The organism is Enterocloster sp. OA13, from assembly GCF_022440595.1.
GTDB classification, from domain to species: Bacteria; Bacillota; Clostridia; order Lachnospirales; family Lachnospiraceae; genus Enterocloster; species Enterocloster hominis.
Genome location: NZ_JAKNTF010000001.1, coordinates 6,646,956 through 6,665,347, shown reverse-complemented (window position 1 = coordinate 6,665,347; position 18,392 = coordinate 6,646,956). Strand labels below are relative to the sequence as shown.

Annotated in this window: 17 protein-coding genes; 6 read left to right on the top strand and 11 right to left on the bottom strand. The window is 48.5% G+C overall.

Annotated features, from left to right (window positions below):
• The first annotated feature begins 17 nt into the window (after positions 1–17).
• From MCJ35_RS29960 to MCJ35_RS29950, 3 genes are read left to right on the top strand one after another with little or no spacing between them, the layout of a single operon-like run.
• Positions 18–2,060 (top strand): HelD family protein, encoded by a 2,043-nt coding sequence (locus MCJ35_RS29960; RefSeq protein ID WP_025483852.1) that lies wholly within the window; start codon positions 18–20, stop codon positions 2,058–2,060.
• 40 nt (positions 2,061–2,100) lie between these two features.
• Complete coding sequence (locus MCJ35_RS29955) at positions 2,101–2,664, top strand: chromate transporter (protein WP_025483855.1); 564 nt, start codon at positions 2,101–2,103, stop codon at positions 2,662–2,664.
• A complete protein-coding gene (locus MCJ35_RS29950) occupies positions 2,645–3,178 on the top strand; it encodes a chromate transporter (protein WP_081739095.1) in 534 nt (177 codons plus the stop codon). The genes MCJ35_RS29955 and MCJ35_RS29950 overlap by 20 nt, the downstream gene beginning before the upstream one ends.
• Before the next feature lie 63 nt (positions 3,179–3,241).
• On the opposite strand, the gene prfB is transcribed toward MCJ35_RS29950, so the two are convergent.
• From prfB to MCJ35_RS29935, 3 genes are all read right to left on the bottom strand, one after another.
• A protein-coding gene (gene prfB, locus MCJ35_RS29945; protein ID WP_120058048.1) for a peptide chain release factor 2 occupies positions 3,242–4,379 on the bottom strand; the annotation gives its coding sequence in 2 pieces (ribosomal slippage) (positions 3,242–4,303 and positions 4,305–4,379; 1,137 coding nt in all).
• Between the two features lie 67 nt (positions 4,380–4,446).
• Positions 4,447–7,020 carry a preprotein translocase subunit SecA gene (gene secA / locus MCJ35_RS29940; protein WP_008726484.1) on the bottom strand — a complete coding sequence of 858 codons (2,574 nt, stop codon included), beginning with the start codon at positions 7,018–7,020 and terminating at the stop codon, positions 4,447–4,449.
• 463 nt (positions 7,021–7,483) lie between these two features.
• Positions 7,484–8,083 (bottom strand): biotin transporter BioY, encoded by a 600-nt coding sequence (locus MCJ35_RS29935; RefSeq protein ID WP_085952124.1) that lies wholly within the window; start codon positions 8,081–8,083, stop codon positions 7,484–7,486.
• A gap of 550 nt (positions 8,084–8,633) precedes the next feature.
• On the opposite strand from MCJ35_RS29935, the gene hpf reads away from it, so the two are divergent.
• Positions 8,634–9,164, top strand: a complete 531-nt coding sequence (gene hpf, locus MCJ35_RS29930; RefSeq protein ID WP_025483857.1) for a ribosome hibernation-promoting factor, HPF/YfiA family — start codon at positions 8,634–8,636, stop codon at positions 9,162–9,164.
• A gap of 270 nt (positions 9,165–9,434) precedes the next feature.
• On the opposite strand, the gene MCJ35_RS29925 is transcribed toward hpf, so the two are convergent.
• Both MCJ35_RS29925 and trxB read right to left on the bottom strand, forming a co-directional pair.
• Complete coding sequence (locus tag MCJ35_RS29925) at positions 9,435–10,928, bottom strand: C40 family peptidase (RefSeq protein WP_025483858.1); 1,494 nt, start codon at positions 10,926–10,928, stop codon at positions 9,435–9,437.
• A gap of 15 nt (positions 10,929–10,943) precedes the next feature.
• Entirely contained in the window at positions 10,944–11,861 is a 918-nt protein-coding gene (gene trxB, locus MCJ35_RS29920; protein WP_008726476.1) for a thioredoxin-disulfide reductase, read from the bottom strand.
• A gap of 164 nt (positions 11,862–12,025) precedes the next feature.
• Here trxB and ymfI point away from each other — a divergent pair, with 164 nt between their 5' ends.
• Together ymfI and MCJ35_RS29910 are read left to right on the top strand one after the other, a co-directional pair.
• Entirely contained in the window at positions 12,026–12,757 is a 732-nt protein-coding gene (gene ymfI, locus MCJ35_RS29915) for an elongation factor P 5-aminopentanone reductase (protein WP_025483859.1), read from the top strand.
• Positions 12,758–12,905: 148 nt separating this feature from the next.
• Complete coding sequence (locus MCJ35_RS29910; protein ID WP_008726473.1) at positions 12,906–13,361, top strand: hypothetical protein; 456 nt, start codon at positions 12,906–12,908, stop codon at positions 13,359–13,361.
• A 67-nt stretch (positions 13,362–13,428) separates the two neighbouring features.
• Here MCJ35_RS29910 and MCJ35_RS29905 read toward each other — a convergent pair whose 3' ends face one another.
• The 6 genes from MCJ35_RS29905 to truA all read right to left on the bottom strand — a co-directional run bounded on the left by MCJ35_RS29905 (position 13,429) and on the right by truA (position 18,386).
• Positions 13,429–14,442 (bottom strand): DUF7309 domain-containing protein, encoded by a 1,014-nt coding sequence (locus MCJ35_RS29905; RefSeq protein WP_025483860.1) that lies wholly within the window; start codon positions 14,440–14,442, stop codon positions 13,429–13,431.
• A 66-nt stretch (positions 14,443–14,508) separates the two neighbouring features.
• Positions 14,509–15,168 (bottom strand): HNH endonuclease family protein, encoded by a 660-nt coding sequence (locus tag MCJ35_RS29900; protein ID WP_025483861.1) that lies wholly within the window; start codon positions 15,166–15,168, stop codon positions 14,509–14,511.
• Complete coding sequence (locus MCJ35_RS29895; protein WP_240299749.1) at positions 15,168–16,277, bottom strand: AAA family ATPase; 1,110 nt, start codon at positions 16,275–16,277, stop codon at positions 15,168–15,170. Before MCJ35_RS29895 ends, MCJ35_RS29900 begins: the two co-directional genes overlap by 1 nt.
• Before the next feature lie 303 nt (positions 16,278–16,580).
• A complete protein-coding gene (gene rpsI / locus MCJ35_RS29890; RefSeq protein ID WP_008726468.1) occupies positions 16,581–16,973 on the bottom strand; it encodes a 30S ribosomal protein S9 in 393 nt (130 codons plus the stop codon).
• Between the two features lie 24 nt (positions 16,974–16,997).
• Entirely contained in the window at positions 16,998–17,426 is a 429-nt protein-coding gene (rplM, locus tag MCJ35_RS29885) for a 50S ribosomal protein L13 (RefSeq protein ID WP_008726467.1), read from the bottom strand.
• 216 nt (positions 17,427–17,642) lie between these two features.
• Positions 17,643–18,386 carry a tRNA pseudouridine(38-40) synthase TruA gene (truA, locus tag MCJ35_RS29880; protein WP_025483865.1) on the bottom strand — a complete coding sequence of 248 codons (744 nt, stop codon included), beginning with the start codon at positions 18,384–18,386 and terminating at the stop codon, positions 17,643–17,645.
• Positions 18,387–18,392 lie beyond the last annotated feature (6 nt).

Here is an 18,392-nt window from a genome sequence, read left to right as displayed (position 1 = left end):
CAGCACAGAGGTCATCTATGAATTATAAGAATATCGACGAGGAAAGGCATTTTCAGTCCACCCTTCAGCTTATCCATGAAAACAGGACTTCCCTTGCCTTACAAATCAGCCAGTTAAAGGAACGGATAAACCAGCTGGGGCGTCTGCCGGACAAGGATACAAAAGAATCCCGCAATCTTCTCATGGTCAGCCAAAACCAGCTGGAACAGTTAAACCGCTCCCTAAAAAAGCACGAGGCAGCCATGGACAAACCCTACTTTGGCAGAATCGATTACGATGACCTGCATGAACAGTCCTACGAAACCCTATACATAGGCAAGAACGGAATCGCCAGGCAGCAGAACATACTGATTGTTGACTGGCGCGCTCCTGCTGCTTCCGTATACTATGAAAATGAGCCAGGGGAAGGTTCCTACAATGTACCGGGGGCAGACCAGGTTCCCATCAATCTTTACCTAAAGCGTACTTACAACGTATCCGGCGGGCAGCTTCTTGGTTACTATGACAACGATATTGCATCCAATGACCAGCTTCTGGTATCCTACCTTTCCCGTAACAAGGAAGCTGCCCTGGACGATATCATTGCAACCATACAGAGGGAACAGAATCTTATCATCCGACAGCCTCCTTTTAAGAACATGCTGATTCAGGGGGTTGCGGGCAGCGGTAAAACAACGGTCATCTTGCATCATCTGTCCTATGTGCTGTATAATTACAATAGATATATCCATCCTGAAGAGTGCTGCATCATAGGAGGAAGCAAAATGCTGCTGTCTTACATAGCCAGCGGACTTCCGGAACTGGATGTGGACCATATCCAGGCCTGGACCATGGAGGATCTCCTGACCAGCCTTCTGGACCGGAACTGGAAAAAGAAATACCGTCTTGTGCCGCCGGGAAAAGACTGCATCAAAAAAAGCAGGATTCCGTTCATCCAGGCCCTTTCCACATATATCGATTCCATCCGGGCCCGTCTGCTGTCTCCTGCCATCATCTCCGACTGCCAGCTGGGGATTCTGCTTTCCGATACCAACCAGGCAGGTACCATTGAACTGAACCCCACCAAATCAGTGGCCCAGATTGCTGCCCTTATCAACAGCCGGATCCTCTCCCAGCTGGAATCCATACTCATGGATGACAGGGAATTACTGAAGAAAAAGAAAGGCCAATACCGGAATTTCTGGAGTCCCCTGGATCAGTGCCCTTCCATCACAGACCTATACACGGACTTTTTAATCCAATACAGGAAGGATGGGGAAATGTTTTCAGAAACCCTGGACTCCATCGCCCAGAACTGCTTCGATATCTATGACCTGGCGGCCCTGGTTTACCTCTACCGGCGCCTTGCAGCAAAAAAGGACTTTGACCAGTACCGGCTGATACTGATAGATGAAGCCCAGGATTTTGGGGAATCCCTGTATTATGTGCTGGCAAAGTCCCTGGATAACTGCCGCTTCGTCCTGACAGGCGACATTTCCCAGAACATTAATTATGACACCGGTTTAAACAGCTGGGATACCATGAAGGAAATCTTCCTGAACGGCGAAAAAGATTCGTTTCATCTGCTCTTAAAGAGTTACCGGAATACCATTGAGATTTCCAGGCTGGCTTCCCGGATTCTGAAGAAAACAGCCGCAAAAGATTATGCCATCCAGCCGGTCATCCGCCACGGCATGGAAGCTGTCTGGATAACGGACCGGAAAGAACAGCTGCCCGTACAATGTGCAGCCCTGATCCGCAAGGCCCTTGAACAAGGTTACCATACCATTGCTGTCATCTGCCTCAGCCAGAAACAAACAGTCCAGGTGAAGTCAGCGCTTCAAAAACAAGGCATCCTTCCTGCAGATGAGGAGGAAGGTTTTTCCAACGGTGTCCTTGTACTGCCGGTCATGCTTTCCAAAGGCCTGGAATTTGATGTGGTGATTCTCTGGGAACCGGACAAAGAACACTACCCATCTGACCCCCGGCACGCCAATCTTCTGTATGTGGCTGCCACCAGGGCGCTTCACGAACTTTATCTTCTGGGTCCCCCGGACTGGAGCAGCCTTTTGGATGACTAGGATACCAGGAAACTTCCTTTAATGAAAGGAGTTGTTATCCATGAAACAGGATTGTAAAAAACTATGGACCATCTACCTTATCATGTTTAAAATAGGGGCCCTCACCTTTGGCGGGGGCTGGAGCATCATCACCCAGGTCCAGGAAGAGTTTGTGGAAAAACGCAAATGGATGGGCGAAGAGCAGATTATGGATTATATGTCCCTGGCCCGTACCTTTCCCGGAATCATGGTGGTCAACTTCTCCATTCTTTCAGGCTATGCCATGGGAGGCTTCCCCGGGGCGGTGGCTGCGGCCTTCGGCCTTGTCTCGCCTGCTATTCTGGTCATAGCCCTTGTAGCCCTGTTTTACGATTCCATCAAAAACAACCCGTTTGTGGTACGGATATTAAATGGAATCCGAAGCGCCGTAATCCCCATCATCCTTCTGGCTGCCTGGAAACTGAAATCCCGGGCCGTAACCCTTAAGCTTCAGTGGCTCCTGGCAGCCGCAGCCCTTCTTCTATGCGCCTTTACCCAGGTTCCCAAAACCATTGTCATTGTTCTTGGAGCCTTTATCGGCTTTGTGATTCAGCGGAAAGGGGGCGGTGACAATTCTCTATCTTAATCTGTTCTTATCCTTCATGAAAATCGGCTTCCTGAGTTTTGGCGGCATGACCATGATTCCCATCATCAATGAAGAAGTGCTTAAATTCGGGTGGATGACCACAGAGGAAGTGCTGGACATCGTTGCAATTGCAGAGATGACTCCCGGTTCCCTTGGAATCAACTGTGCCACCTTTGTGGGGCTGCGAAGCGGAGGGATACCGGGCGCGCTTTGTGCCACCCTGGGTACCATGATGCCCTCCCTGACCTTATGTCTCATGGCAGCCCACTTTATCCACAAATTCCAGAATAATATGACCCTTAATACACTGTTAAAGGGAATCCGCCCCATATGCCTGGGCATGCTCATGGCTACTGCCATAACCATGGGACAGTCCGTGTTCTGGGAGCATTCTTCCATATGCTGGAATCTGGTCATCATCTCCCTTATCACGGGATACTGCCTGTTCAAACGAAAGTTCTCCATTCCCCACACCATACTTCTGGCCGCATTCTTAGGCATTCTGATGGGATAAGCACAAAAAAACAGGCCCGGATCCTTCCATATTCCAGGCCTGTTCATGTTTATTCCTAATCCATTAATCCTCTGTCGCCGCATTCTTATCCGGGCATCCCAAACTCATCCACCGCAGATATGCACTGATGAATGAATCAATATTTCCGTCCAACACCGCATCCACATTGCCGCTCTCCTCGCCGGTCCGGTGGTCTTTGACCATGGTATACGGCTGGAGCACATAGGAACGGATCTGGCTTCCCCATCCATTGTCCTTTACATCTCCCCGGATACCGGCAGCCTTGGCAGCCTGCTCCTCCTGCTTAAGCAGGAACAGCTTGGACTTAAGCATCTGCATGGCCTTATCCTTGTTCTGGAACTGGGACCGCTCATTCTGGCAGGTAACCACGGTTCCGCTGGGGAAATGGGTGATACGGATGGCGGAGGAGGTTTTGTTGATATGCTGTCCGCCTGCACCGCTGGAACGGTAGGTGTCAATACGGATGTCATCCGGGTTAATCTCTATGTCAATGTCTTCCTGGATGTCCGGCATGATATCGCAGGACACAAAGGAGGTCTGGCGCTTTCCCGCAGCGTTAAAGGGCGATATGCGGACCAGACGGTGCACACCGTGTTCAGAGCGCAGGTAACCGTAGGCATTTTCCCCGTTAATCTGCACTGTAACAGACTTGATACCGGCTTCATCCCCGTCCAGGAAATCCAGTACCTCTGTCTTGAATCCCTTTTTCTCTGCCCAGCGGCAGTACATGCGGTAAAGCATGCTGCACCAGTCACAGGACTCCGTGCCGCCTGCCCCCGCGTTCAGGCGCAGTATGGCATTGTTGCTGTCATATTCACCGGACAGAAGTAGCTTCATGCGCATCTTCTCAAGGGTATCGGAAAAATGGCCCAGCATCTCTTCAATCTCCGGAATCAGGGAGGCGTCATTTTCCTCATATCCCATCTGGATCATGACCTGGATATCCTCATATTCCTGTTCCAGTTCCCGGAACGTCTCCACTTCATCCTTCAGGTTCTTGGCTTCCCTGACCATCCTTGTGGACTTCTCAGGGTTATCCCAGAATCCCGGCTCTTCCATGGATTTATCTAATTCATCGATTCGTCTGACCTTGTTATCCAGGTCAAAGTGAATCCCTCACTTCCACTAATGGTTTGTCATACGTTGATAACGTATATTTAAAATTATCTAACTCTACCACAGCTTCACCCGCTTTCATTTTATATTTTCTCCCGGTCTTGTGCTTGCCGGCCTTATATTGCAATTAATTATTTAATCCTTCCGTGGCACTGCTTATACTTCTTACCGGAACCACATGGGCATGGATCGTTCGGATAAACCTTCTGCTCCGCCCGCTTCTTCGGCGCGCTGGCAAGGGAGGTATCCTTGTTGGTGCCTGTTACCTTGGCAGCCGGCTCACGCTCCACCTTCTGCTCAACCCTGATGTGGAACAGGATACGCACGGTCTCCTCCTGCACGGCAGCCATCATGGCCTCGTACATCTCATAGCCCTGCATCTTATATTCCACGACCGGATCCCTCTGGCCGTATGCCTGAAGGCCGATACCCTCACGCAGTGCATCCATATCATCCAGATGGGCCATCCACTTGTTGTCAATGACCTTAAGAAGTACAACGCGCTCAATCTCACGGATCTGCTCAGGCTCAGGGAATTCAGCTTCCTTTGTCTCGTAAAGCTTGATTGCCTCTTCCTTCAGGTTGTGCTTTAACTCGTTCTTCTTCATGGACTTCTTCTGGTCTTCGCTCAGGATGACCGGCTTTAAGGGAATAACAGGAAGAAGAAGGTTGTTCAGTTCCTTAAGGTCCCATTTATCCGGGGTCTGGTCATCGGAGACAGACATATCCACTGCGTTCTCAACAATATCCGTAATCATCTTAAGGATAAGGTCGCGCATGTTGTCGCCGTCCAGGACCTTACGGCGCTCCGCGTAGATGACCTCACGCTGTTCGTTGTTCACTTCGTCGAATTTAAGGAGCTGCTCACGGATACCGAAGTTGTTGCTCTCTATCTTCATCTGCGCCTTCTCAATTGCATTGGAAAGCATCTTGTGCTCTATCTGCTCACCCTCCGGCACACCCATTGCCTCAAACATGGCCATGAGACGGTCAGAACCAAAGAGCCTTAAAAGGTCATCCTCAAGGGACAGGTAGAACCTGGACTCACCCGGGTCTCCCTGACGTCCGGAACGTCCGCGCAGCTGGTTGTCAATACGGCGTGACTCATGACGCTCCGTACCGATGATCTTCAGTCCGCCCAGTTCCTTGGATTCCTCATCCAGCTTAATATCCGTACCACGGCCTGCCATGTTGGTGGCAATGGTTACGGAACCATGGATACCTGCATCTGCTACAATCTCAGCCTCCAGCTCATGGAACTTGGCATTCAGCACCTTGTGGGGGATTCCGCGCTTATTCAGCATCTTGCTGAGCAGTTCGGAAGTCTCAATGGCAATGGTACCCACCAGGACAGGCTGCCCCTTTTCATGGGCCCTTGCGACCTCATCCACAACTGCCTTGTACTTTTCCTTCTTGGTCTTATATACGGCATCATCCAGATCCTTACGGACCATCGGCCTGTTGGTCGGTATGGCGATGACGTCCATTCCGTAAATGTTACGGAACTCCTTCTCCTCTGTAAGGGCTGTACCTGTCATACCTGACTTCTTGGTATACTTGTTAAAGAAGTTCTGGAATGTAACGGTAGCCAGGGTACGGCTCTCACGGCGCACGTTCACATGCTCCTTGGCCTCGATTGCCTGATGGAGTCCGTCTGAATAGCGGCGTCCCGGCATGATACGTCCTGTAAATTCATCAACAATAAGAACTTCGTCATCCTTTACAACATAATCCTTATCACGGAACATCAGGTTGTTGGCGCGCAGGGCCAGGATGATATTATGCTGGATTTCCAGGTTCTCAGGGTCAGCCAGGTTCTCAATGCGGAAGAACTCCTCCACCTTCTTAACGCCCTGCTCGGTCAGGTTCACGACCTTATCCTTTTCATCTACAACAAAATCCCCGGTCTCCTCAATCTCCTCACCCATGATGGCGTCAATCTTGGAAAATTCCTTGGACACGGTCCCGCGCTCCAACTGGCGCGCCAGCACATCGCATACCTCATACAGCTTGGTGGACTTGCCGCTCTGGCCTGAAATAATAAGAGGCGTCCTGGCCTCATCAATCAGCACGGAGTCAACCTCATCGATGATGGCGTAATCCAGGTCGCGCAGAACCAGCTGTTCCTTATAGATAGCCATGTTGTCACGCAGATAGTCAAATCCCAGTTCATTGTTGGTAACATATGTGATATCACATGCATATGCTTCCTTACGCTGTTCACTGGTCATGTCATTCAGCACCACACCCACGCTCAGGCCCAGGAAACGGTGCACCTGGCCCATCCACTCAGCATCACGCTTTGCCAGATAGTCGTTGACCGTTACAATCTGCACACCCTTGCCGCTCAGTGCGTTCAGGTAAGCAGGACAGGTGGATACCAGCGTCTTACCTTCACCCGTACGCATCTCAGCAATACGGCCCTGGTGAAGCACGATGCCGCCGATGAGCTGTACAGGGAAATGCTCCATATTCAGGGTTCTTTTTGCCGCCTCACGGACAGTGGCAAATGCCTCCGGCAAAATGTCATCCAGTGTCTCGCCTCCAGCCAGTCTCTCCTTAAGGATCCTGGTCTGGTCGCGCAGTTCCTCATCTGACTTGGCCATCATATCCGTGCGCATGCTTTCAATCTTTGCCACTATCGGCCTTATCATCTTCAGTTCTCTTTCACTGTGAGTCCCGAACACCTTTTCAATTACGTTCATGGTATACTCTCCTAACTTCTTCCTTATATAATAGAAAATCATTTTCAACCAGCGTCTGTATCTGCATCACCTGTCAGGGCAGTTCCTTCAGGACCCGGCACTGCCTTGCAGTACTTATATTATCTGCCCGCTGATTCCAGTCTATTCCTTTACATTCCACGATACTCTCCTGTCGTGGACCTGCCGGACCTTTCCACAATGCTTTCCGATTGTGGATTTTCCGCATAAAATCCTGCAAATACTACGCCTATGATACAATCTTACTTATTGTAGCACTTGAAGAGGATTTATTCAACGGGTTAATGAAAAATTAACATTTTGGACATAAAATCAACGGTTTTACAGGGTTTTCCGGGTTATATACAGCCTGAAACGCCATACAGAAGGTCTGATTCCAGCCGCTCCTGCATATAAATAAGAACGGGTCCGGTCATTGTCATGATTCCCGGAACCCGTTCTTCCATTACCCCAGTATCTGCGCCACGACCGGCCGCAGCCTCCCCGCCACCATGATGGCAAGCACACACAGCACAACGTCCGGAAACATGGTGGGCAGACAGTAAACCGCAAATATGGCTCCCCACCCAACCGTGTTGGGCGTTACCACAATCCAGTGGGTTATAAAATAAAAATAAAGAATCCCCATTCCATAATAAATCACATACCCAACCGATGCCGCAAATATCCAGGTACCTGGTTTGGATGAGTGCAGCCATTCACAGATCTTGCCCATGGCATAGGCTGCCAGCGCAAACCCCAGTAAAAAGCCGAAGGTGGGGCGGAGCAGATACGCCGGTCCGCCTCCCCGTGCAAAAACAGGGATTCCCATAAGCCCGATCAACAGATAGGTGGACACACTTAAGAACGCCCTCTTTGACCCCAGAAGCAGTCCTGCCAGCAGCACAAAAAACCACTGAAGGGTGAAATTCATGCTGTCCGCGCCCACCGGTATCACAATTTTTATAAATGCGCCAACTGCTATCAATGCTGAAAACAGCCCGCATACCGTTAAATCCCTTGCCTTTCCCCGTCTCTGTACCATAACCCTGCTTTCATAATTCATCTGTCTTTCTCCTCCGTCTCAATGCCAGGCAATTGCTATCAACATTATTCTACTGCTTTTTTATCATTTAAACAACCATCTTTCATTATTAGCCCCATTTTTCCGGCCCTCTTATGGTCAACCAAGCACATTGCACAAAAAATGTGTTCGATTTTTTACCTGTCCACATTATCCCCAGAAGTTTATGCACATTACCCCCAAAGTTATCCACATCCCAGTTTGTCCATTTTAAGGCAAAAAATAGTTATACACTGACTTATCCACATTATCCACAAGTTTATAAGTTTTGGCCTCCAAACTTTACCCAGGCTTAACAGAAATTTTATTTTTGTACACTTCTGATAAACTTTCATATTTCGGAAGAAAATACAAGTTTTTCTCTTGACATTTCAGGGTGGTTCCTATTGATGATTCAATGGTCATTCCCCTGATACAAAGATTATTTTTATAAAAAATTAAGATAAATTGTTAGGCAATTCATCGGTTCTGATTGTAATTTTATACTAAATATGTTATAATGTCACTATCTCAAGAAAAGGAGTTGATGATTATGCGTTATACCATAACAGGACGAAATATTGAGGTAACTCCAGGTTTGAAGGCTGCCGTTGAAAAGAAGATAGGCAAGCTGGAACATTTCTTCACTCCGGACACCGAAGTAATCGTAGCGCTGAGCGCGCAGAAAGACAGGCAGAAGATTGAAGTAACAATCCCGGTCAAGGGCAATACCATCCGTGCAGAAGAATCCAGTACAGACATGTACGTATCCATCGATCTGGTGGAGGAGGTTATTGAACGCCAGATCCGGAGATATAGAAAGAAACTGATTGACAAGAAACAGGCGGCAATCTCTTTCTCTCAGGCATTCATAGAGGAAGAGGATGAAGTGCAGGACGATGAGATCCAGATTGTCAAGACCAAGAAGTTTGCCATTAAGCCAACCATTCCTGAGGAGGCATGCCTGCAGATGGAGATGCTGGGCCACAGCTTCTACGTATTCTTAAACGCGGATACGGACCAGGTCAATGTTGTTTACAAACGTAAGAACGGAACCTATGGTCTTATTGAACCGGAATTCTAGTCATATAAGATGATGGAAGGATGTTTCATCTAAATAAGGACAAGACTGCAGCCAGTGCAATGCTGGCTGCAGTTTTTATGTGTCCGCTGATGACACAATGGCCATCCTCCATTGCATGAAAGCATTTGGTCAAAAGCTGCCGGACCTAAAAAGGGACCATGCACCGTAAACCGTGCATGATCCCTTTTATCTGTGGGTAATCTGTCAATCAATACCATCTTTATGTACCAGCTCCATATCCCGGCCCCATATCCCGGCCCCCGCACTTCCCTAATCCAGGAACGTAACAGCCTTGCATGGCGTCCTGTAATTGGAAGGCGCAATGCAGATACCGGTCGCAGGAGTACTGGAGTGGATGATCTGACCGCCTCCTATGTATATGGCCACATGGTTGATATAATCGCCGCTGGCGTAGAACAGCAGGTCGCCCGGCTTTACATCGCTCACAGGAATCACCTTTCCCCTGGCCGCCTGGTCCCTGGAACTCCTGCCCGTACTTATACCGAAATGGGCGAATACGCTCTGGGTAAATCCGGAACAGTCCGCGCCGCTTGTAAGGCTTGTCCCTCCGTACACATATGGATTGCCTAAGAACTGCTTGGCATACGCCACCACCGCATTCCTGGTGGCCGATACCACCTCTGAGGAAGGACTTCCGCCGCCTCCTGGTCCCTTGGACTGGCTTCCCTCTGTCTCCTTCTGGGTTGTGGGCGCTGCCACCGTGGCATCCTTTCCATTCTCCGGATTGGCTGCAATGGTCTGGATTACAGGATCCGTGGGCTTGCCCTCTTCCTTCTTAGGCGCTGCAGTGGTAGGCGCTTCCGTGGTCTTCTCAGCCTTTGTGGAAGCTGCAGTAGTCTTTTTCTCAGATTCTTTCTTCTTAGCGTCTTCCAGGGCCTTCAGGGCCTTTTCAGCCTCCTCCTTGCGCTTGGCCTCCTCTGCTTCCTTAGCCTTCTCCTCTTCCACGGACACGGCCTTGTTAAACTCCACGCTGGTCTTCATATATTCCTTGAACACATATCCTTCCAGGTCCGAGTCCACGGAAACCTTCAGGAAGTCCCCTTCTTCTCCCGTAACCACATAATGGGCGCCCTCAGAGAGAAGGGTCAGGGTCTTGCCCTCCAGGTTAGGGGTATCCCGCAGACGCAGGCTGGGCGTACCCACAATCGTACCGTAGGTGGTCCCCACCTGTCTGGCCTTTGCCTCTGCCTGCTCACCTGTCACAAAATACTCTGCCTTTATGTAGCCGGTAACGGAACCGGACTGTATCTTATACCACTTGCCTCCCTCTCCATCCACGGTACCCAGGATGGTTGCCGCTGAATCGTTGTATATCTTACCCGCAACACCGCTGCTGGTATTGGCATCGGTCCTGATGTTCACGGATCCATTGACCTTGGAGACAGCTATGTTATCATATGGAGATGACTTGGGTTTTGCCGCCTTGGTTTCCTTGGGTGCTGCCTGTGTCTGTGCGGCCGCCTGGGTTCCTGAACCTGAAGAAGCCGAACCATTACCAGAAGACGCACCTTTATTACTGCCAGAACCGTTCCCCTGATTCTTCGCAGTCCTGGTTTCCATATCAGAATAGATGGACGCCAGCTGCTTTTCAGGCTCCGTGTTGCCTGCATAGAAATTATTCAGCGCCACGGAGATACCTGCAAGGGAAGAACCGGTCTCCAGATTGGTTGATGCCAGGGCAGGCGCTGCAAATGCGCAGCTGCACAGACCGCTGACAGCCAGTATTCTCTTCCACTTCTTCATCTGCTCTGCAACCCCCTAGTTCTCTATCAGGTACCGTTCCACACTGGTAACTGCATTGGCGCCGTCCGCCGCCGCCGTAATGATCTGGCGCAGGGGTTTGGTCCTCACATCCCCGGCCGCAAAGATACCGGGAACAGATGTCACTCCGTCTTCTCCGGCCTTGATATATCCGTGGTCCATGTCCACAATCCCCTCAAAGGCCTTGCTCTCCGGGGAAATGCCCACCGCGATGAACACGCCCTGGACATCCAGGTCCGTCTTCTCCCCGGTCTTCACATTGGTTACGGACAGGCTCTTTACCATGCCCTCGCCGTTGATGCAATCCGCAACCGTATCCCAAACCACTTCCACGTTCTCAAGGCCAAGGAGTGTCTCCTGAAGGCTCTTGGCGGCCCTCAGCTCATGCCTTCTATGAATCAGGTACACCTTGCTGCACATGCGGGCCAGGAAGATTGCATCCTCCACAGCCACGTCCCCGCCGCCAATGACAGCAGTTACCTTGTTGCGGAAAAATGCCCCGTCGCAGGTTGCACAGTAGGACACACCCGCCCCTGCCAGTTCCTCCTCGCCAGGTATGCCAAGCTTCCTGTGGACAGCTCCTGTGGCAAGTATGAGGGTCCTGGCTTCATAGGTCTCATGTCCGCATACCACCCGCTTAATTTTCCCCTGGTCCTCAATCCTTACCACATCATCCTCTGCAAAGGCTGCTCCCAGCTGGTCCGCATGCTCCCGGAACTTAAGTCCCAGGTCGTATCCGCCGATACCGGGCAGACCGGGATAATTGTCCACCTCGTAGGTAGTGAGCACCTGGCCTCCGCTGACCATGGCCTTCTCAATCACAAGTGTATCAAGCCTTGCCCTCTGGGCATAGACTGCTGCGGCAAGTCCCGCCGGACCCGAGCCGATGATTACCAAATCATAAATATGTTCCATGTCTCTACCTTTTCCTTATCTAAGTTTCATTATTTTAGTATTTTGACCGATTTGTAATTATTATATCACAGATATTTAACATATTACAATTCAATTTCTTACAATTGTAGGAAGGATGTGATAAAATATAGATACAGTGTATGACAGAAAGGATGTGTGTCTATATGCCACGTAAAACAGTACTTGTCACCGGGGCATCTCGGGGCATCGGAAAGGCCATTGCGGTCAAATTCGCCAAAAAGGGCTATAACGTAGCCATCAGCTGCGTCCACAGGGAAGACAGGCTCTTACAGACCCAGAAGGAGATTGAAGGATTCCAGGTCCCCTGCCTTGCTTATAAGGGCGATATGGGTAACATGCAGTGCTGCGAGGAGCTGTTCGGGAAAATCAGGACCCAGTTCGGGGGCATCGACGTGCTGGTGAATAATGCCGGCATTTCCTATATAGGACTATTACAGGACATGTCTTCCCAGGACTGGGAACGGATGCTCTGCACCAACCTGACCTCTGTATTCAACTGCTGCAAGCTGGCCATTCCCTATATGCTCCAGCAGAAGCAGGGCAAGATCATCAACATCTCCTCTGTATGGGGTGTGGTGGGAGCGTCCTGTGAGACGGCTTATTCAGCCACCAAGGGCGGCATTAACGCGCTTACCAGGGCATTGGCCAAGGAGCTGGCCCCCAGCAACATACAGGTAAACGCAGTGGCCTGCGGGGCCATTGACACGGAGATGAACCAGTGGATGGAGGAGGACGAACTCATCTCCCTGGTGGAGGAGATTCCCTCAGGAAGGCTTGGGAAGGCAGAGGAGGTGGCCGACCTGGTATACCATCTCGGCTATAAGGAATCCTACCTTACAGGCCAGGTCATAGGGCTGGACGGCGGTTGGATCTAGCTGTTTTACAGGCTTTTACAAAGTTACGTTAAATTTCCATTTTCCTTACAAATACATTAACTGTATTGACCTTGGAGCAACTCCAGGGTGTAGAATTCAGCTATCGAAAACAAATACATTTAATAGGTTTTGCAAGGAGGGAATTTTCATGAGAAAGAAATATTTAGCAACAGCTGCCCTGACCCTGGCCCTGGCAGCAGGAAGCGCTATGACATCATTTGCAGCTGGTTTCGTAAGCACATCACAGGGTATGAAATATCAGTGGGGCTCCGGTGACTACTGCACCAACAACTGGGTCAACTATAAGAACCACTGGTTCTTCTTTGGCGCTGACCAGATCATGAGGACCGGATGGATCCAGAAAGACGGGACATGGTATTATGCGGCTGATACCGGCGAACTTCAGGGCGGCCTGATGAAAATCAATGGCAATGTCTACTATTTTGACAACAACAGCCTGAAGCTTCAGACCGGCAACCGCACCTTAAACGGCAGCTCCCACGAATTTACTGAGAACGGAACCACCGATGGCGGCCCATACGTCTACACGGAATGGAACAGTAACGGCACAATCAGACGCGGTACCAAATTCGGGGTACGTTAATAGATTGCATCATCACACAACCAAAAATACCCCTGTGGCCTGTCAGTGCCCAGGGGTATTTTTATTTTTACATGAACCGGGCCATCCCTTCCCTGAGACCATCCAGCCCGGCCAGGCGTCTCACCCTTCTCAGCCTGATTCCGGCTGCTTCACAGAGATGTTCAAGCACTGCCTCCATTATCACATTGGTGACCCGTATTTCCTTTGGGGCTCCGTGTTCCATGATAAAACCGATTAAATTCTCTGCCAGCGCCACATTGGGGTCCTCCTCCGGATCCAGCATATCCGCTTTTAGGATCATCTCCGACGCAGCCTCCACAATCAGACACAAAGGCGGATTGGCAGAGCGCTCATACATTTTATCACTGACCTGGGCGCCTAAATATGATATATCAGCCTCCAGGATATATTGGTTCCTGGGCGCCCGGGAAAGCTCTTCCATCAGCTTATCATCCGTGATAATCAGGTTATTGAACCGGTACATGGTAAATGGAAGTCCCTGTATCTGTCCACCCCATTGCCCCATCTTCCTGTCATAAGAGTATAAATACATATTGGCATTTTCAAAATCCCCATCCATATCATGGGCCTGGTAATATTCCAGCGCATCTGCCAGCCGTCCAAGATACCTGGTCATTCTTTGTACCTCGTCCTGATCATAATTGTATGGATAGTATCCTGCACAGTAAGACATGAAATAAAGCCACTGGTTCTTTCCCCGGTATTTATAGCCTAGCTCCTTTATGATTTCCCTCTGTTTCCCTGACAGTTCATCCCTGTTCCCCCAGTAGCAGGTAAGGTTGTGCTGGCTGAACATGGCGTATTCCATGGAAAGATTCATTGATTCGGACATGGTCAGCATCAGGAAGTCATTGAGCCCCTCATATCCTTCATAGGCAACAAGGCCGTAGCAGCCTCCCCCTCTGCCAAGAACGCTGAAAAATACGGTATCCTCCTCATTTCCTTCCTGAATCCCAATCAGATCCATGTCCCAGAAATGTTCCCATGGTTTAAGTTCCTTAATTTTAGTGGCAGCCTGGTATAAATCCTTCCACTCCTGTATGGACGCTTCTTTTCGCATTGTATTTCCTCCGGATCCGCCTATACTTATGCACTTATTGATAAATCAATATTAATACATCTGATACTATACGACATACTCAGATAACTCCGGAAAAACATCCAGCCTCTCCCTGACATAATGCCGTTTAAACCCGGCAAATGGCATTTCCTTTTTCAGCAGTACCTGTAATGTCCGCATAATCTGTTTGGATTCAGGTTTCTCTGCGTGAGCTTTCAATTTTGTATACAAAACATTCATCTCTTCCTGTAATGCCCTTAACCGCATTTCACTTTTGTATATACGCATCCCTGTATTTCTCATATTAAATACTTCTTCCACAAGCCGGGCAGTCAACCCAGCTTCAGGGTCTTCCTGATTTTTGGGAATGACTGAGACATTATCCTCTTTCAGACCAAAGATAATGGCTTCCTCCGGATTCCTTTTACAGCAGTCTAATATACCGTCATCATACTTACTTTGGTTTTTTACACCATTACAATGTCCACATGCCCAGAAGAGATTTTCCCAATCAAATTTTCTTTCCTTATATCTGCCATCCTTATGGGGAAGCAGATGCTCTATCTGCGGGTCCTGTAACTCCTTCATTTCACAAATATAGCATTTATTATGAAAATCACGTTTCAGCCTTTCTACCACATCGGGTTTGGCATAACTTCCATTAATCTTCGCAGCCTCCTTTAACAATGATTCCGGTGCGGGATAACTGCGTTCTATCTTTACCATTACAATAAATCCTCCCGGCTTTCGAAGTCTAATTTTAAACCTTTATACTCTGTTGATATATTTAAGGCCAGATAATCCGGTATTTCATCTAAAAATATTTCCAATTTAGCAATCTCAGCAATATCTTCATCGGAAAGATTTTTCTTTCTCACCAGCATTTTATATCTTTCATACTTTTCCCTTAACATAGCGGACATCTTATCCACATTAAAATATCCCTCAACAATTCCATCATAGGGCACATCTGTTAAGCCATCTTCCACCAGCAGATGGTTTTCCAAATCATAAATCACCACATTCTCCAGACTGTTTAAAATAAATGGAGAATGGGTCGAAACAATAAACTGTATATTGGGAAATATGGTTGTCAATAAATCCAGAATCCTCTTCTGCAATTCCAGATGAAGATGGGTCTCAATTTCATCAATGAGGACAATTCCCGGCATTTCGAATTTAAAGCTTCTGCCGGTCCGCTTTTCCATACGGATGATAATATCAACAATGATATCCAAAACCGCTGCATATCCACTGGAAAGGCTGTTAAAATCAAAGGGTTCCTTGCCTGTTTCACAAATCGTAAATTGAAAGGTATCTTCATCAAAGTTCAGCTTTAAGGAGCCATCTTCAAAAATCCTGCCTAATAAATCCTCAAATTTATTAAACCAGGTCTTGATTACATCGGCCTTTTCCGTCTTACCTCCCGTTGCCGCCAGAGCCTGGGTCATCTTTAAATCCAGCAGATATTTAACAAAATCCTGGCGTGGCGTATCTGAAATTGAATAGTATTCCTTCAATTCCACCTTTTCTACATGTCTTGGAATCTCAGTGTGGAATATACGGTCGGCTTTATAATAGGCCGTGATATATCCACCGGCTTCATACATACTGCGTATCTCATTCAATGGATAATTCAATTGCATATTGATTCCTTGCTTTGCCTGTTCTATCCTTAGCTTATAATGCTCTATGAGTTTCCTTATATCTGAAATTTCATTACCGGATTTTCCATTTTTAATCCATAATTCCAGAGTATCTATATCTTTATTTAAATACTCTTGCGCTTCCATAGGGTCATTGGTTGTAGATACCGCATTCAAAAATCCTGCCATGGCATCCAAAACACTGGTTTTACCGCTCCCATTCCTTCCGGTAAATATCAGATGCTTCATTCTGTCTTTAGACAATGGAATGCAGATATCCTCCAAATGCCGGACCTTCTCTATTGTCAAAGCTGAAATAAATAGTTGATTCACTGTTCCCTCCTTAAAATATCAGTGCACTCCCGGAATCTCCTGGTAATCAGGTTTTCGAGATGATTTTTGTCCGCCTTTTCATCCATCATACCACAAAAAAACCTCCCAGGGAATCCCCCTGGAAGGTTTTGTCCTGCCATATTCTGTCCCAAAACGAGATTAACGCTTGGAGAACTGTGGAGCACGACGTGCAGCCTTTAAGCCGTACTTCTTTCTTTCTTTCATTCTTGGGTCTCTTGTTAAGAAACCGGCTTTCTTCAGAACCGGCCTGAAGTCAGCGTCTGCCTGAAGAAGGGCCCTGGAGATGCCGTGACGGATTGCACCGGCCTGTCCTGTTGTGCCGCCGCCGCGGACGTTAACCTGTACGTCGAATTTGTCAGTGGTCTCAGTTGCAACTAAAGGCTGACGTACAATTACTTTTAAAGTCTCAAGACCAAGATACTCATCGATATCTCTCTTGTTGATTGTAACTTTGCCTGTACCCGGTACTAAATATACTCTGGCGATGGATTTTTTCCTTCTGCCTGTTCCATAAAATTTTGCGTTAGCCATGATACTTTCTTCCTCCAATCCTCATTAAAATGTTAAAACTTCTGGTTTCTGTGCTGCCTGCTCATGGTCTGGGCCTGCATATACGTGAAGCTTTTTAAACATGCTTCTTCCCAGAGGTCCCTTTGGAAGCATACCCTTTACTGCTAACTCTATTACCCTTTCAGGCTTCTTAGCCATCATCTCACGCAGGGTGGTTTCTCTCATACCGCCTACGTAATCAGAATGGTTATAATAAATCTTCTGATCCAGCTTCTTGCCGGTAACCTTGATCTGGTCTGCGTTTACAACGATTACATAATCGCCGCAGTCCATGTGTGGTGTGAAAATCGGCTTATTCTTACCTCTTAAAACCTTTGCTATCTCGGAAGATAAGCGTCCTAATGTATATCCTGTAGCATCAACTACGTACCATTTTCTTTCAATTGTCGCTGGACTAGCCATAAAACTCTTCATTGGTTAACCTCCTGTTAATCTCAATCTTGTTATACACCTGACATCCAACGGATGCCCGCTTTTTGCATGATAAATATGGGAAGTATTTATCTACAAATACTCACTCCGGGGCTTTGGATGAGTATTCTCTGCTAATAATGTCACAGTTTTATATTATATAATATACTTTCGCGGATGTCAACCACTTAATCGGGAAAAATGACGTAAAAACGTACTTTATCCATCGTATTCCATCCGGATCAGCGTCAGACCCCTGGCCGGCGCCGTGGGCCCTGCCGCCCGTCTGTCCCTGGCCTCCAATATGGCCCCCATATCCTCCGGTGCAATCTGTCCCATGCCCACCGCCATCAGGGTGCCTGCGATGATGCGCACCATGTTGTACAGGAAACCGTTGCCTGTAACGCGGATACCGATCATGTCCTCCTCATCACGCTTTACTTCAATGCTGTAAATGGTCCGCACCGTATCCGTCACCTGGGTCCTGACACTGCAGAAGCTTTTAAAATCATGCTCCCCTACCAGCAGTCCTGCGGCCTTTTGCATCTTCTCCAGGTCCAGGTTAAAATAGCAGAAATGGGAGTAAAAGCGCTGCATGGGCATCTCAATCCTGCGGTTTAATATCCTGTATTCATATGTCTTGACACATCTGCATTTTCTTGGATGCCAGTCAGGGTCCACTTCCTCTGACGACTGCACCCTTATATCCTCGGGCAGACGCTGGTTCAGCGCCATGCATATCCGGTCCGCAGGCATGCGGTGGCTGGTGTCGAATACAGCCACATTGCCCTTGGCGTGGACGCCGGAATCCGTACGGCTGGCCCCGATGACCTGTACCGGCTCCCCCAGAAGGCTGGTGAGTGCCTCATTTAACCTGGACTCTATGGTTACTTTTCCCGGCTGTATCTGCCATCCGTGATAATGGGTTCCATCATAGGCAACCACAAGGCGTACTCGCTTCATGGGTTC

What these genes read in the sequence shown, in the direction of transcription:
- MCJ35_RS29960 (WP_025483852.1), top strand. Translation starts at nt 18, where the DNA reads ATGAATTATAAGAATATCGACGAGGAAAGGCATTTTCAGTCCACCCTT.
- MCJ35_RS29955 (WP_025483855.1), top strand. Translation starts at nt 2,101, where the DNA reads ATGAAACAGGATTGTAAAAAACTATGGACCATCTACCTTATCATGTTT.
- secA (WP_008726484.1), bottom strand. Translation starts at nt 7,020, where the DNA reads ATGAACGTAATTGAAAAGGTGTTCGGGACTCACAGTGAAAGAGAACTG.
- MCJ35_RS29935 (WP_085952124.1), bottom strand. Translation starts at nt 8,083, where the DNA reads ATGAATTATGAAAGCAGGGTTATGGTACAGAGACGGGGAAAGGCAAGG.
- hpf (WP_025483857.1), top strand. Translation starts at nt 8,634, where the DNA reads ATGCGTTATACCATAACAGGACGAAATATTGAGGTAACTCCAGGTTTG.
- MCJ35_RS29925 (WP_025483858.1), bottom strand. Translation starts at nt 10,928, where the DNA reads ATGAAGAAGTGGAAGAGAATACTGGCTGTCAGCGGTCTGTGCAGCTGC.
- trxB (WP_008726476.1), bottom strand. Translation starts at nt 11,861, where the DNA reads ATGGAACATATTTATGATTTGGTAATCATCGGCTCGGGTCCGGCGGGA.
- ymfI (WP_025483859.1), top strand. Translation starts at nt 12,026, where the DNA reads ATGCCACGTAAAACAGTACTTGTCACCGGGGCATCTCGGGGCATCGGA.
- MCJ35_RS29910 (WP_008726473.1), top strand. Translation starts at nt 12,906, where the DNA reads ATGAGAAAGAAATATTTAGCAACAGCTGCCCTGACCCTGGCCCTGGCA.
- MCJ35_RS29905 (WP_025483860.1), bottom strand. Translation starts at nt 14,442, where the DNA reads ATGCGAAAAGAAGCGTCCATACAGGAGTGGAAGGATTTATACCAGGCT.
- MCJ35_RS29900 (WP_025483861.1), bottom strand. Translation starts at nt 15,168, where the DNA reads ATGGTAAAGATAGAACGCAGTTATCCCGCACCGGAATCATTGTTAAAG.
- MCJ35_RS29895 (WP_240299749.1), bottom strand. Translation starts at nt 16,277, where the DNA reads ATGGCAGGATTTTTGAATGCGGTATCTACAACCAATGACCCTATGGAA.
- rpsI (WP_008726468.1), bottom strand. Translation starts at nt 16,973, where the DNA reads ATGGCTAACGCAAAATTTTATGGAACAGGCAGAAGGAAAAAATCCATC.
- rplM (WP_008726467.1), bottom strand. Translation starts at nt 17,426, where the DNA reads ATGAAGAGTTTTATGGCTAGTCCAGCGACAATTGAAAGAAAATGGTAC.
- truA (WP_025483865.1), bottom strand. Translation starts at nt 18,386, where the DNA reads ATGAAGCGAGTACGCCTTGTGGTTGCCTATGATGGAACCCATTATCAC.